The sequence below is a fragment of the Pseudomonas sp. UC 17F4 genome (genome assembly GCF_900101695.1).
Taxonomy (GTDB): Bacteria; Pseudomonadota; Gammaproteobacteria; order Pseudomonadales; family Pseudomonadaceae; genus Aquipseudomonas.
The window spans coordinates 5,389,402-5,403,065 of the sequence record NZ_FNKV01000001.1; the positions used below are offsets into that span (position 1 = coordinate 5,389,402).

The window sequence follows — 13,664 nt, forward strand, 5'->3', positions numbered from 1 at the left end:
GTCAGACTTTGAACCGCGACACGCCGCCACGCAGGCCGGTGGCCACCTGGCTCAGTTCGTCAATGGCAAAGCTGGCCTGGCGCAACGATTCGACCGTCTGGCTGCTGGCATCGCCCAACTGCGCCAGGGCGTGGTTGATCTGTTCGGCGCCGGTGGCCTGGGCCTGCATGCCTTCGTTGACCATCAACACCCGCGGCGCCAGGGCCTGGACCTGGTGAATGATCTGGGTCAGTTGCTCGCCGACCTGCTGCACCTCGAACATGCCGCGGCGTACTTCTTCGGAGAACTTGTCCATGCCCATGACCCCGGCCGACACCGCCGACTGGATCTCGCGAACCATCTGCTCGATGTCGTAGGTAGCCACGGCAGTCTGGTCGGCCAGGCGCCGCACTTCAGTGGCGACCACGGCGAAACCACGGCCGTACTCACCGGCTTTTTCCGCCTCGATGGCGGCGTTGAGCGACAGCAGGTTGGTCTGGTCGGCGACCTTGACGATGGTCACCACCACCTGGTTGATGTTGCCGGCCTTCTCGTTGAGGATCGCCAGCTTGTTGTTGACCAGATCGGCCGCGCCCATCACCTGGTGCATGGTCTCTTCCATGCGCGCCAGGCCCTGCTGGCCGGAGCCGGCCAGGATCGAGGCCTGGTCGGCGGCCGAGGTCACTTCGGTCATGGTCCGCACCAGGTCGCGGGAAGTCGCGGCGATTTCCCGCGAAGTGGCGCCGATTTCGGTGGTGGTGGCGGCGGTCTCGGTGGCGGTGGCCTGTTGCTGCTTGGAGGTGGCGGCAATCTCGGTCACCGAAGTGGTGACCTGCACCGAGGAGCGCTGGGCCTGGGACACCAGGTTGGTCAGTTCGCCCATCATTTCGTTGAAGCCGGTTTCCACCGCGCCGAACTCATCCTTGCGATCCAGGTTCAGGCGCACGCTGAGGTCGCCGCCGCTGAGCTTGTCCAGGGCATGGACGATACGCTGCATCGGTGCGGTGATGGCGCGCATCAGCACCAGGCCGCAGATGGTTGCCGCGACAATCGCCAGCAACAGCGAGACGATCATGCTGAACTTGGCCGTGGCCACGGCGCTGACGATGGAGTCGGTGGCGGATTCGGCCGAATGACGGTTGCGCTCGATCACCCCGTTCAGGTGCTTGCGGCCATCGACCCAGGCCGGGGTCAGCACCTCGGCGAGCAGGCGCCGGGCTTCGGGGTAATCCTTCTTGCGGTAGGCCTCCAGGACGCTATCCACCGCTTTCAGGTAGCCCGCTTCGAGCTGGCCGAACTGGTCGAAGCTGGCCTGGTCGTCCTTCTCGCGAATGGTCGCCTGGTAGCTGGCCATGTGCTGTTTGAGGCGTTCTTCAAAGCCCTTGTACAGCTCCATGTCGGCCGAGGTGAGCTCGCGATGGTCACTCAGGCCCACCAGCTGCTGGGTCAGTACATAGCTGTCGACCCAGGCACTGCGGATCATGGAGCTGTAGTAGACCCCGGGGATGCTGTCGGTTCGCACCGCTTCCTCGCCGGACTCTATGGCCACCAGTCGCGAATAGGCAGCGACCACCATCAGCGACATGATGGCGATAATCACGGCGAAGCTCGCCAGGATCCGTTGGCGCAAGGTCCAGTTTTTCACAGTCAGCCCTCAAGTGTTCTACGCGAGCAGGAAAAATGGGCAGAGTATAGCCCAGCGGCTGCGCGCTTTTGCGGCTGACTTAACGGCTGGATCGGGCCAAACGGGCTAGATACTGGCCATTAGCCCGGTTTCATTGACTGGCAGCAAGTTTTACCTGGTTTTCCAGCTCGCTCTTGAGCGCCGGGTCAAGCTTGAGCTGGCGCGCCAGTTCGTCCAGGTAGGCACGCTCCATGAAATGCTCCTCGTCCACCAGCATGACACTGGCGATGTACATTTCGGCGGCCATTTCCGGGGTGCTGGCGGCGCGGGCGACGTCGGCCGGGTCCAGCGGTTTGTTCAGCTCGGCGTGCAGCCAGTGTTGCAGTTCCTGGTCGCTGGACAGCTTGACGAATTCGCCCTCGATCAGCGCCCGCTCGCGGTCATCGACATGGCCATCGGACTTGGCCGCTGCCACCAGCGCCTTGAGGATCGCCTGGCTGTGCTGCTCGACCTGGGCCGGCGGCAGGCGGTCGAGGGTTTGCGGCTCACCCTGCACCGCAGTGCCCTGCTTGGCCTGCCAGTTGCCGTAGGCCTTGTAGGCGATCACCCCGAGGGCCGCCAGGCCGCCGTAGGTCAGGGCCTTGCCGCCGTACTTGCGAGCCTTTTTGTTGCCCATCAGCAAGCCCATCGCCCCTGCCGCCAGAGCACCGCCGCCGGCACCGGAGAGCAGGCTGCCCAGGCCACCACCGCCCTTGCCGCCGAGCAGGTCGCCAAGGCCGCCGGATTTGCCGGCAGGGCTTTTGCCGCCCTGGTTCTGCAGCAGGTCCTGGCCGGATTTGAGCAGTTGATCAAGCAAGCCGCGGGTGTTCATGGGGCATCTCCATGGGGAGGAAAGAAGCCCAAAGAGTACTGCCGCAGGCTGAAGCGAAGCTGAATGCATTTGCTTCCAGATGTTGCCTACGCTTAAACCAGCTATACCTGCACTTTCACCGCCCCGAGATAATTCCAACAAGAGGGAACACCATGTTCGTGCACAAGACCGCCACGCTCTGCGCCCTGAGCACCGCCCTGCTGGCCAGCGCCAGCCTGCAGGCCGCCGAACCCCTGAAAGCCGTGGGCGCCGGCGAAGGCCAGCTGGATATCGTCGCCTGGCCGGGTTACATCGAGCGCGGTGAAAGCGACAAGGCCTACGACTGGGTGACCGGCTTCGAGAAGGACACCGGCTGCAAGGTCAGCGTCAAGACCGCCGCCACCTCCGACGAGATGGTCAGCCTGATGACCAAGGGCGGTTACGACCTGGTCACCGCCTCCGGTGACGCCTCGCTGCGCCTGATCGCCGGCAAGCGCGTGCAGCCGATCAACACCGCGCTGATCCCCAACTGGAAGAACCTCGACCCGCGGCTCAAGGACGGCGCCTGGTACGTGGTCAACCAACAGGTGTACGGCACGCCCTACCAATGGGGTCCGAACGTGCTGCTGTACAACACCGAGGTGTTCAAGCAGGCGCCGACCAGCTGGAGCGTGGTTTTCGAGCCGCAGGAGCTGCCCGACGGCAAGCCCAACAAGGGCCGGGTGCAGGCCTACGACGGGCCGATCTACATCGCCGATGCGGCGCTGTACCTGAAGTCGGCCAAACCTGAACTGGGCATCCACAACCCCTATGAACTGAACGAAACCCAGTACCAAGCGGTGCTCGACCTGCTGCGCCAGCAACATCCGCTGATCCACCGTTACTGGCACGATGCCACGGTGCAGATGAGTGACGTCAAGAACGAGGGCGTGGTCGCCTCCAGTTCCTGGGGCTACATGGTCAACGGCCTGCAAGCCGACAAACAGCCGGTGGCCTCGACCATTCCCAAGGAAGGCGCCACCGGCTGGGCCGACACCACCATGCTGCACAGCGAGGCCAAGCACCCCAACTGCGCCTACAAGTGGATGGACTGGTCGCTGCAGCCCAAGGTCCAGGGCGACGTAGCGGCCTGGTTCGGCTCGCTGCCCGCGGTGCCGGCGGCCTGCAGCGGCAGCGAACTGCTCGGCGCCGAGGGCTGCAAGACCAATGGTTTCGACCAGTTCGACAAGATCGCCTTCTGGAAGACCCCGCAGGCCGAAGGGGGCAAGTTCGTGCCCTATAGCCGCTGGACCCAGGACTATATTGCGATCATGGGCGGCCGTTAGGGCCCTGTCGCGGGGCAAGCCCGTTCCCACCTGAAGACGCGGGCTTGCTCCCTCTTGCTGGAGCTTCGCACCATGACCCTTGCAGTGCAGTTCACCAATGTCTCGCGCACCTTTGGCGAGGTCAGGGCGGTTGACCAGGTGTCGATCGACATCCACGACGGTGAGTTCTTCTCGATGCTCGGCCCCTCGGGGTCGGGCAAGACCACCTGCCTGCGCCTGATTGCAGGCTTCGAGCAACCCAGTGCCGGGTCGATCCGCATCCACGGTGAAGAGGCGGCGGGGTTGCCGCCCTACCAGCGCGACGTCAACACGGTGTTCCAGGACTACGCGCTGTTCCCGCACATGAACGTGCGCGACAACGTCGCCTATGGCCTCAAGGTCAAGGGCGTGGCCAAGGCCGAACGCCATGCCCGCGCCGAAGAGGCCCTGGTCATGGTTGCCCTGGGCGGCTATGGCCAGCGCAAGCCGGTGCAACTGTCTGGCGGCCAGCGCCAGCGCGTGGCCCTGGCGCGGGCGCTGGTCAATCGCCCGCGGGTGCTGCTGCTCGATGAACCGCTGGGAGCGCTGGACCTGAAACTGCGCGAGCAAATGCAGGGCGAGCTGAAAAAGCTGCAGCGCCAATTGGGCATCACCTTCATCTTTGTCACCCATGACCAGACCGAGGCGCTGTCGATGTCGGACCGCGTCGCGGTGTTCAACCGCGGCCGCATCGAGCAGGTCGACACTCCACGCAACCTGTACATGAAGCCGGCGACCACTTTCGTCGCCGAGTTCGTCGGCACCTCGAATGTGCTGCGCGGCGCATTGGCGCAGCAGCTCAATGGCAGCCAGCTGCCGTTCTCGATCCGCCCGGAACACATCCGCCTTGGCGACCAGCCAGCGGCCAGCAACGAAATCCAGGTCAGCGGCCTGCTCCACGATATCCAGTACCAGGGCAGCGCCACCCGCTACGAGCTGCAGCTGGACAACGGCCAGTTGCTGAGCATCAGCCAGGCCAACAACCAGTGGCAGGAACACGCCGCGCCCTGGCAGCCCGGCCAGCGCCTGCAGGCACGCTGGGCCCGCGAGGCGATGACGGCGTTGCAGGAAACCGTGCCCGGCGAGGGCCACTGAAATGACCCAGGCTCTGGCAAACAGCGCGCCGGGCGTCATGCGGCGCTTCTCTACCCTGCTCTATCGGCGCCCCAACCTGTACCTGGCGCTGCTGCTGGTGCCGCCGCTGCTGTGGTTTGGCGCGATCTACCTGGGGTCGCTGCTGAGCCTGCTGTGGCAGGGTTTCTACACCTTCGACGACTTCACCATGGCGGTCACCCCTGACCTGACCCTGGGCAACTTCGCTGCGCTGTTCAACCCATCGAACTTCGACATCATCCTGCGCACCCTGGGCATGGCCATCGCCGTGTCGCTGGCTAGCGCCGTGCTGGCCTTCCCCATCGCCTACTACATGGCCCGCTACACCAGCGGCAAGACCAAAGCGTTCTTTTATATCGCGGTGATGATGCCGATGTGGGCCAGCTACATCGTCAAGGCCTACGCCTGGACCCTGCTGCTGGCCAAGGGCGGCGTGGCCCAGTGGTTCGTCCAGCAACTCAACCTGGGGCCGGTGCTGCAGTTCATCCTCGGTATTCCCGGGGTCGGCGGCAGCACCCTGTCGACCTCGCACCTGGGGCGCTTCCTGGTGTTCGTGTACATCTGGCTGCCGTTCATGATCCTGCCGATCCAGGCTTCGCTGGAACGCCTGCCGCCATCACTGCTGCAAGCCTCGGCAGACCTTGGCGCGCGGCCGCGGCAGACCTTCATGCAGGTAATCCTGCCGCTGTCGGTACCTGGCATAGCCGCAGGCTCGATCTTCACCTTCTCGCTGACCCTGGGCGACTTTATCGTCCCGCAACTGGTCGGCCCGCCCGGCTACTTCATTGGCAGCATGGTCTATGCCCAGCAGGGCGCCATCGGCAACATGCCCATGGCCGCCGCCTTTACCCTGGTGCCGATCGTGCTGATTGCCGTGTACCTGACCATAGTCAAACGCCTGGGGGCCTTCGATGCACTCTGAACGCGCCTCGATCGGCCTGCGCCTGGCGGCCTGGGGCGGGCTGGTGTTCCTGCACTTCCCGATCCTGATCATCGTCCTCTATGCCTTCAACACCGAGGACGCCGCCTTCAGCTTTCCGCCCCAGGGCTTGACCCTGAAGTGGTTCAGCGTGGCGTTTGCGCGCCCGGACGTGCTGGAGTCGATCAAACTGTCGCTGCAGGTCGCCTGCCTGGCGACGCTGATCGCCCTGGTGCTCGGCACCCTGGCCTCGGCGGCGCTGTACCGGCGCAGCTTTTTCGGCAAGGAGAGCATCTCGCTGATGCTGATTTTGCCCATCGCCCTGCCCGGGATCATCACCGGCATCGCCCTGCTCTCGGCATTCAAGACCCTGGGGATCGAGCCGGGCATTTTCACCATCGTCGTCGGCCACGCCACCTTTTGCGTGGTGATCGTCTACAACAACGTCATCGCCCGCCTGCGGCGCACCTCGCAGAGCCTGATCGAGGCGTCGATGGACCTGGGCGCCGACGGCTGGCAGACCTTTCGCTACATCGTTTTGCCCAACCTCGGCTCGGCACTGCTGGCCGGCGGCATGCTGGCCTTTGCCTTGTCGTTCGATGAAATCATCGTCACCACCTTCACCGCAGGCCACGAGCGCACCCTGCCAATCTGGCTGCTCAACCAGTTAAGCCGGCCGCGCGATGTGCCGGTCACCAACGTAGTGGCCATGCTGGTGATGCTGGTGACCATGCTGCCGATCCTCGGCGCCTATTACCTGACCCGCGGCGGCGAAAGCGTAGCCGGCAGCGGCAAATAACTCCTGGAGGACTGGACCATGCAAACCCGACTGTTAATCAACGGCCAACTGGTGGACGGCGAAGGCGCAGGCTACGCGGTGCTCAACCCGGCGCTGGGCAGCGTGCTGGTGGAAGTCAACGAGGCCAGCGAGGCCCAGGTCGATGCTGCCGTGCGCGCCGCCGACCGTGCCTTCGACAGCTGGTCGCAGACCACGCCCAAAGAGCGTTCGCTGTTGCTGCTCAAACTTGCCGACGCCATCGAGGCCCACGGCGAAGAGCTGGCCCGCCTGGAGTCGGACAACTGCGGCAAGCCCTATGCCGCTGCGCTCAATGACGAGATCCCGGCGATCGCCGATGTGTTCCGCTTTTTTGCCGGTGCCAGCCGCTGTCTGGGCGGCTCGGCTGCCGGTGAATACCTGCCGGGGCATACCTCGATGACCCGTCGTGACCCGCTGGGCGTGGTCGCCTCGATCGCGCCGTGGAACTACCCGCTGATGATGGTTGCCTGGAAGATCGCCCCGGCGCTGGCCGCCGGCAACACCGTGGTGCTCAAGCCGTCGGAGCAAACGCCGCTGACTGCGCTGCGCCTGGCAGAACTTGCCAGCGAGCTGTTGCCGGCCGGCGTGCTGAACATTCTTTTCGGTCGCGGGCCGAGCGTCGGCACGCCGCTGGTGACCCACCCGAAAGTGCGCATGGTGTCGCTGACCGGCTCGATCCCAACCGGCGCCAACATCATCGCCAGCACCGCCGACAGCGTGAAGCGCATGCACATGGAACTGGGCGGCAAGGCCCCGGTGATCATTTTTGATGATGCCGATATCGACGCCGCGGTCGACGGCATCCGCACCTTCGGCTTCTACAATGCCGGCCAGGACTGCACCGCCGCCTGCCGCATCTATGCCCAAAGCGGCATCTACGAGCAATTCGTCGAAAAGCTCGGCAAGGCCGTGGCCAGCATCAAGCATGGCCTGCAGAACGACCCGGACACCGAGCTCGGCCCGCTGATCACCGCCCAGCACCGCGACCGGGTGGCGGCCATGGTCGAACGGGCGATTGCCCAGCCGCATATTCGCCTGGTCACCGGTGGCAAGGCGGTGGCCGGTGACGGTTTCTTTTTCGAACCTACGGTGCTGGCCGATGCCCAGCAGGATGACGAGATCGTCCGCCGCGAGGTGTTCGGGCCGGTGGTCTCGGTAACCCGTTTCGACGATGAAGCGCAGGCCCTGGCCTGGGCCAACGATTCCGACTACGGCCTGGCGTCGTCGCTGTGGACCGCCGACGTCGGCCGTGCCCATCGCGTTTCGGCGCGCCTGCAGTACGGCTGTACCTGGGTCAACACGCACTTTATGCTGGTCAGCGAAATGCCCCATGGCGGTCAGAAACTGTCTGGCTATGGCAAGGATATGTCCATGTACGGGCTGGAGGACTACACCTGCGTCCGGCATGTGATGTTCAAACATTAAGGTAAGGACACCCATGGAAATCACCCGACGCGACTTCATCAACGGAGTCGCCATCGGCGTCGCAGCGGGCCTGACCCCGCTGCAACTGCTTCAGGCGGCCCCCAGCGGGCGCTATTACCCACCGGCCTTGACCGGTTTGCGTGGCAGCCATGTCGGCGCCTTCGAAGTTGCGCACCAGATGGGCTGGGAGAAAAAGACCTTCGCCACCGACGCCCTGCCGATCAGCGAGGAATACGACCTGGTGGTGGTCGGCGGCGGCATCAGCGGCCTGGCGGCGGCGTTCTTCTATCGCGAGAAACATCCCGCCGCGAAGATCCTGATCCTCGAGAACCACGACGATTTCGGCGGCCACGCCAAGCGCAACGAGTTCAGCGCCGGTGGGCGGATGATCCTCGGTTATGGCGGCAGTGAAGCCTTGCAGTCGCCCAACCATCTGTACAGCAAGGAGGTCAACGGCCTGCTGCAAAAGCTTGGCGTCGATATCAAGCGTTTCGAGACCGCCTTTGACCGCAGCTTCTACCCCGACCTGGGCCTGTCGCGCGCGGTGTTCTTCGACCAGGAAACCTTCGGCGAAGACAAGCTGGTCACTGGCGACCCGACGCCGATGGTCGCCGACGACATCGCCCCGAGCCAGCTCAACGCCCGCCCGATTGCCGATTTCATCAATGACTTCCCCCTGCCCGCAAGCGACCGCAAGGCGCTGATCGACCTGCACCAGGCGCCGCGCGACTACCTGGCCGGCAAGTCGCTGGAGGACAAGACGGCCTATCTGGAGCGCACCAGCTACCGCGACTTCCTGCTCAAGGACGTCGGCCTGTCGGCCAGGGCGGTCAAGTACTTCCAGGGCCGCACCAACGACTTCATGGCCGTGGGCATCGATGCCGTCGCCGCTGCCGACGCCTACTCTGTCGGCTTCCCGGGCTTTGCCGCGATGAACCTGGCGCCGCTCAGCGAGGAAGCCAAGGCGGAGATGGAAGAGCCCTACATCTACCACTTCCCCGACGGTAATGCGTCAGTGGCACGCCTGCTGGTCCGCAGCCTGGTGCCATCGGTGGCGCCGGGCCAGAGCATGGAAGACATCGTCCTCGCCAATTTCGACTACAGCCAGCTCGACCGCGCCGGGCAACCGCTGCGCCTGCGCCTGAACAGCACGGCGGTGAGCGTGCGCAACGTCGTGGGTGGGGTCGATGTCGGCTACAGCCGCGCCGGGCAACTGGCCAAGGTGCGCGCCAAGCACTGCGTCCTGGCCTGCTACAACATGATGATCCCCTACCTGCTGCGCGACCTGTCGGCCGAACAGGCCCACGCCCTGAGCCAGAACGTCAAGTTCCCGCTGGTGTACACCAAGGTCATCGTGCGCAACTGGCAAGCGTTCCAGAAGCTTGGCGTGCACGAGATCTACGCCGCCACCCAGCCCTACAGCCGGATCAAGCTCGACTACCCGGTGAGCCTCGGCGGCTACGAGCATCCACGCGATCCGGCGCAGCCCATCGGCCTGCACATGGTGTTTGTCCCGACCAGCCCCGACAGCGGCATGAACAGCCGCGACCAGGCCCGTGCCGGACGCGGGCGCCTGTACGGCACCTCATTCGAGGTACTGGAAAGCCAGCTGCGCGAGCAATTGCAACGCATGCTGGGTCCTGGTGGCTTTGACCACAACAAGGACATCCTGGCGATCACGGTCAACCGCTGGCCCCATGGTTATGCCTGCTCCACCAATACCCTCTACGACGACCCGGCGCAGATCGAGCAGTGGATGGAGCTGGCGCGCCAGCCCGTGGGCAAGGTCAGCATCGCCAACTCGGACGCGGCCTGGAGCGCCTATGCCCATGCGGCGATTGATGAGGCGTGGCGTGCGGTGGGGGAACTGGGCTAAATCCAGGAAACCTCCTTCATCCATAAAGGCTTCGCCCTACGGACATCCCATTGCTGCATCGCAGACGGTATCATAATCTGATACCATGAATAATCATCAGCGCAGTACGCTGAAGTCAATCTTCAGCAAACCGATACCCGGCAATCTGGAATGGGCTCGCATCGAATCTTTGTTGGTCGGTGCGGGAGCCCGGGTAATCGAAGGCAGAGGTTCACGCGTGCGCTTTGAACTCAATGGTGTGATCGCGACGTTCCATCGCCCTCATCCGGATAAAGATGCCAAGCCTTATCAGATCCGCGATGCGCGGTACTTTCTGGAACAGGCAGGAGTGACCCCATGAATGTCATGAACTACAAGGGCTACGCCGCCCGTATTGAATACAGCGATGAAGACCAATTGCTGATCGGCCATGTCGCCGGTATACGCGATGTGATCGGCTTTCACGCGCAATCGGTCCCGCAGTTGCGCAGCGCCTTCGAAGAAGCCGTGGATGACTACCTTGATACCTGCGCGCGCCTGGGACGTGAACCACAGAAAGCTTACTCGGGGAAATTGAGCTTGCGCCTTGAGCCGACGCTGCATGCCAGCGTCGCGCAAAAAGCTGAGTTGGCAGACAAGAGCATCAACCAGTGGGTCAGCGATGTGTTGAGCCAGGCCGCACATGCCTAAGGCCCGCTCCCACAGAGGGTTTATGTACGCCGAACCTGTGGGAGCTGGCTTGCCTGCGATCGAGCGCGAAGCGCTCGCCATTCAGTCAATCGCGTAAATCAGACTCATGTATCGGCTGGTCGCGACTGGTAGCCCGTTGATACTGCGCCGGCCACACCGCCTTGTTGCCGCCCAGGTCGTCGTCGGCATGCAGCGGCCAGTACGGGTCGCGCAGCAATTCGCGGGCGAGGAAGATGATATCGGCCTGCGCGGTACGCAAGATGGTTTCAGCCTGCATCGGGTCGGTGATCATGCCCACCGTCCCGGTGGCGATCCCCGCCTCTTCCCGCACTTTGGCCGCGAACTGAGTCTGATAGCCCGGCCCGGTCGGGATCTCGGCTTTTACCGAGGTGCCGCCAGAGGACACGTCGATCAGGTCCACGCCCAGTTTGCGCAGGCGCTTGGCCAGCTCCACGGTCTCATCCGGGTTCCAGCCATCCTCGACCCAATCAGTGGCCGATAGCCGCACGAACACCGGCAACTCGGCCGGCCACACCTCGCGCACCGCTTCGGTCACTTGCAGGGTCAGGCGAATGCGGTTTTCAAAGCAGCTGCCGTACTGGTCGCGGCGCTGGTTGCTCAATGGCGACAGGAACTGGTGCAACAGGTAGCCATGGGCGGCATGCACTTCGACCACCTTGAAACCGGCCTCAAGGGCGCGCCGGGCAGCGGCGACAAAGGCCTGGATGATCTCGCCGATCTGCGCTTCGTTCAGTTCGCTGGGTGCGGTGTGCTCCGGGTCGAAGGCAATTTTCGAGGGCCCCACTGGCACCCAGCCGCCATCGTCGACCTTGACGCTGCCATGCTTGCCCAGCCACGGCCGATGGGTGCTGGCCTTGCGCCCGGCATGGGCCAGCTGAATGCCGGGCACCGCGCCCTGGGCGGTGATGAAACGGGTGATGCGTTGCAGCCCTGGGATCTGCGCGTCGTCCCACAAGCCCAGGTCTTGCGCGGTAATGCGCCCGTCGGCAGTCACGGCAGTGGCTTCGGTGAAAATCAGCCCGGCACCACCCACCGCGCGGCTGCCCAGGTGCACCAGGTGCCAGTCATTGGCCAGGCCGTCGACACTGGAATACTGGCACATGGGTGAGACGGCAATGCGGTTGGGCAGGATCAGCTGGCGCAGGGTATACGGCTCAAGCAGCAGGCTCATGGGGCACCTCTCAAATCAAGTGGTAAGGCTCCAGGTAGTTGACCGGCCGACTACAGAATCTTCCCCGCAGGTTCTTCGACCCATCATTCGAAGCCTAGACCACTTTGCCCCGTGAGATCAGCGCGGCTCGATATGCGCAATCATCAGTTGCACGCTTTCCTGGCCGCGAAACTCGTTGACGTCGAGCTTGTAGGCCAGCTCGACCCAGCGCACGGTGGGGTTGGGCCAGACTTCCCGGTCGACGCCAAAGGCGATGCCATCGAGCTTGAGCGAACCGCATTCGCTCTTGAGCACCACCTTCAGGTGCCGCTCACCGACGATCCGTTGCTCGACCAGCTGGAACACCCCGTGGAACAGCGGCTCGGGGAAGTGCTGGCCCCACGGCCCGGCATTGCGCAAAGCCCGGGCCAGCTCCAGGTGGAACTCCTCGACCGCCAGGGTGCCGTCCGACAGCAAGCGGCCGGTGAGGTCTTCTTCACGCAGCTGGCGACGGGTTTCTTCGTCGAAGGCCTGGGCAAAGGCCGGAAAGTTATCAGCCGGCAGCGACAGGCCGGCGGCCATGGCGTGGCCGCCGAACTTGCTGATCAACTGCGGATGGCGCGCCGCCACGGCATCCAGTGCATCGCGAATATGAAAGCCCGGCACCGAGCGCGCCGAGCCCTTGAGCATGCCGTCGCCGGCATCGGCAAAGGCGATGGTCGGGCGGTGGTAACGCTCTTTCAGGCGCGAGGCAAGGATGCCGATCACGCCCTGGTGCCAGTCCGGCTCGAACAGGCACAGGCCGAACGGCATCGATTCCAGCGGCAGGTCCTTGAGCTGGGCCAGGGCTTCGCGCTGCATGCCCTGCTCGATGGATTTGCGGTCCTGGTTCAGTTCGTCGAGCTGGCCGGCCATTTCCCGGGCCAGGTTGGCATCGTCACTGAGCAGGCACTCGATGCCCAGGCTCATGTCGTCCAGGCGCCCGGCCGCATTGAGCCGTGGGCCAAGAATAAAGCCAAGGTCGGTGGAGGTGATACGCGCATGATCGCGGCGGGCCACTTCAAGAATGGCCTTGAGCCCCGGCCGCGCCCGTCCGGCACGGATGCGTTCCAGGCCCTGGTGCACCAGGATGCGGTTGTTGGCATCCAGCGGCACCACGTCAGCGACGCTGCCCAGGGCCACCAGATCAAGCAGCTCGCCAATGTTCGGTTGCGGCGCGTTGTCGTAGTGACCGAGGCTGCGCAACCGCGCGCGCAAGGCCATCAGCACATAGAAAATCACCCCGACCCCGGCCAGCGCCTTGCTGGGGAACTCGCAGCCCGGCTGGTTGGGATTGACGATGGCGTCGGCCGCCGGCAGCTCATGGCCAGGCAGGTGGTGATCGGTCACCAGGACCTTCAATCCCGCAGCTTTGGCGGCGGCCACGCCTTCGACGCTGGAAATGCCGTTGTCGACGGTGATCAGCAATTGCGGCTGGCGCTGCAAGGCCACTTCGACAATCTCCGGAGTCAGGCCATAGCCGTACTCGAAGCGGTTGGGCACCAGGTAATCAACATGGGCAGCACCCAGCAGACGCAGGCCGAGCAGGCCGACGGTGCTGGCGGTGGCGCCGTCGGCATCGAAGTCGCCGACGATAAGGATGCGCTGGCGTTCTGCCAGTGCCGTCACCAGCAGGTCGACTGCCGCCTCGATGCCCTTGAGCTGCTGGTAAGGCAGCAGGCGCGCCAGGCTCTTATCCAGCTCGGCTGCCGATTGCACGCCACGGGCGGCATACAGGCGGGTCAGCAAGGGTGGCAGGTCGCCGAGAAAGGGCAACGTGGACGGCAACGGGCGGGGATCGATACGCATGGGGCGTTGGGGCTTCTCGTCAATCAGGGA

General features: G+C 64.2%; 12 protein-coding genes. 8 read left to right on the top strand and 4 right to left on the bottom strand.

The annotated features are described in order from the left end of the window. Position 1: 1 nt before the first annotated feature. Both BLR26_RS24610 and BLR26_RS24615 read right to left on the bottom strand, forming a co-directional pair. A complete protein-coding gene (locus tag BLR26_RS24610; protein WP_093386756.1) occupies positions 2-1,624 on the bottom strand; it encodes a methyl-accepting chemotaxis protein in 1,623 nt (540 codons plus the stop codon). A 130-nt stretch (positions 1,625-1,754) separates the two neighbouring features. Continuing rightward, entirely contained in the window at positions 1,755-2,474 is a 720-nt protein-coding gene (locus BLR26_RS24615; protein ID WP_093386762.1) for a tellurite resistance TerB family protein, read from the bottom strand. Between the two features lie 152 nt (positions 2,475-2,626). On the opposite strand from BLR26_RS24615, the gene ydcS reads away from it, so the two are divergent. The 8 genes from ydcS to BLR26_RS24655 all read left to right on the top strand — a co-directional run bounded on the left by ydcS (position 2,627) and on the right by BLR26_RS24655 (position 10,615). Continuing rightward, complete coding sequence (ydcS, locus tag BLR26_RS24620; RefSeq protein WP_045193682.1) at positions 2,627-3,778, top strand: putative ABC transporter substrate-binding protein YdcS; 1,152 nt, start codon at positions 2,627-2,629, stop codon at positions 3,776-3,778. A gap of 72 nt (positions 3,779-3,850) precedes the next feature. Continuing rightward, positions 3,851-4,891, top strand: a complete 1,041-nt coding sequence (locus tag BLR26_RS24625; RefSeq protein WP_093386765.1) for an ABC transporter ATP-binding protein — start codon at positions 3,851-3,853, stop codon at positions 4,889-4,891. A gap of 1 nt (position 4,892) precedes the next feature. Continuing rightward, the gene (locus tag BLR26_RS24630; protein ID WP_093386770.1) at positions 4,893-5,831 is read left to right on the top strand and encodes an ABC transporter permease; all 939 of its coding nucleotides are present in this window, start codon (positions 4,893-4,895) and stop codon (positions 5,829-5,831) included. Then, complete coding sequence (locus BLR26_RS24635; protein WP_093386775.1) at positions 5,821-6,627, top strand: ABC transporter permease; 807 nt, start codon at positions 5,821-5,823, stop codon at positions 6,625-6,627. Before BLR26_RS24630 ends, BLR26_RS24635 begins: the two co-directional genes overlap by 11 nt. 18 nt (positions 6,628-6,645) lie before the next feature. Beyond that, complete coding sequence (locus BLR26_RS24640; RefSeq protein ID WP_045193689.1) at positions 6,646-8,070, top strand: gamma-aminobutyraldehyde dehydrogenase; 1,425 nt, start codon at positions 6,646-6,648, stop codon at positions 8,068-8,070. 13 nt (positions 8,071-8,083) lie between these two features. Beyond that, positions 8,084-9,946 (top strand): NAD(P)-binding protein, encoded by a 1,863-nt coding sequence (locus BLR26_RS24645; RefSeq protein WP_093386780.1) that lies wholly within the window; start codon positions 8,084-8,086, stop codon positions 9,944-9,946. An 85-nt stretch (positions 9,947-10,031) separates the two neighbouring features. Then, complete coding sequence (locus BLR26_RS24650) at positions 10,032-10,286, top strand: type II toxin-antitoxin system HicA family toxin (RefSeq protein ID WP_093386785.1); 255 nt, start codon at positions 10,032-10,034, stop codon at positions 10,284-10,286. Continuing rightward, positions 10,283-10,615, top strand: a complete 333-nt coding sequence (locus BLR26_RS24655) for a type II toxin-antitoxin system HicB family antitoxin (protein ID WP_093386790.1) — start codon at positions 10,283-10,285, stop codon at positions 10,613-10,615. The genes BLR26_RS24650 and BLR26_RS24655 overlap by 4 nt, the downstream gene beginning before the upstream one ends. A gap of 85 nt (positions 10,616-10,700) precedes the next feature. Here BLR26_RS24655 and BLR26_RS24660 read toward each other — a convergent pair whose 3' ends face one another. Next, positions 10,701-11,807 (bottom strand): NADH:flavin oxidoreductase/NADH oxidase, encoded by a 1,107-nt coding sequence (locus tag BLR26_RS24660; protein ID WP_045193692.1) that lies wholly within the window; start codon positions 11,805-11,807, stop codon positions 10,701-10,703. Positions 11,808-11,924: 117 nt separating this feature from the next. Next, a complete protein-coding gene (recJ, locus tag BLR26_RS24665) occupies positions 11,925-13,634 on the bottom strand; it encodes a single-stranded-DNA-specific exonuclease RecJ (protein ID WP_093386795.1) in 1,710 nt (569 codons plus the stop codon). Positions 13,635-13,664 lie beyond the last annotated feature (30 nt).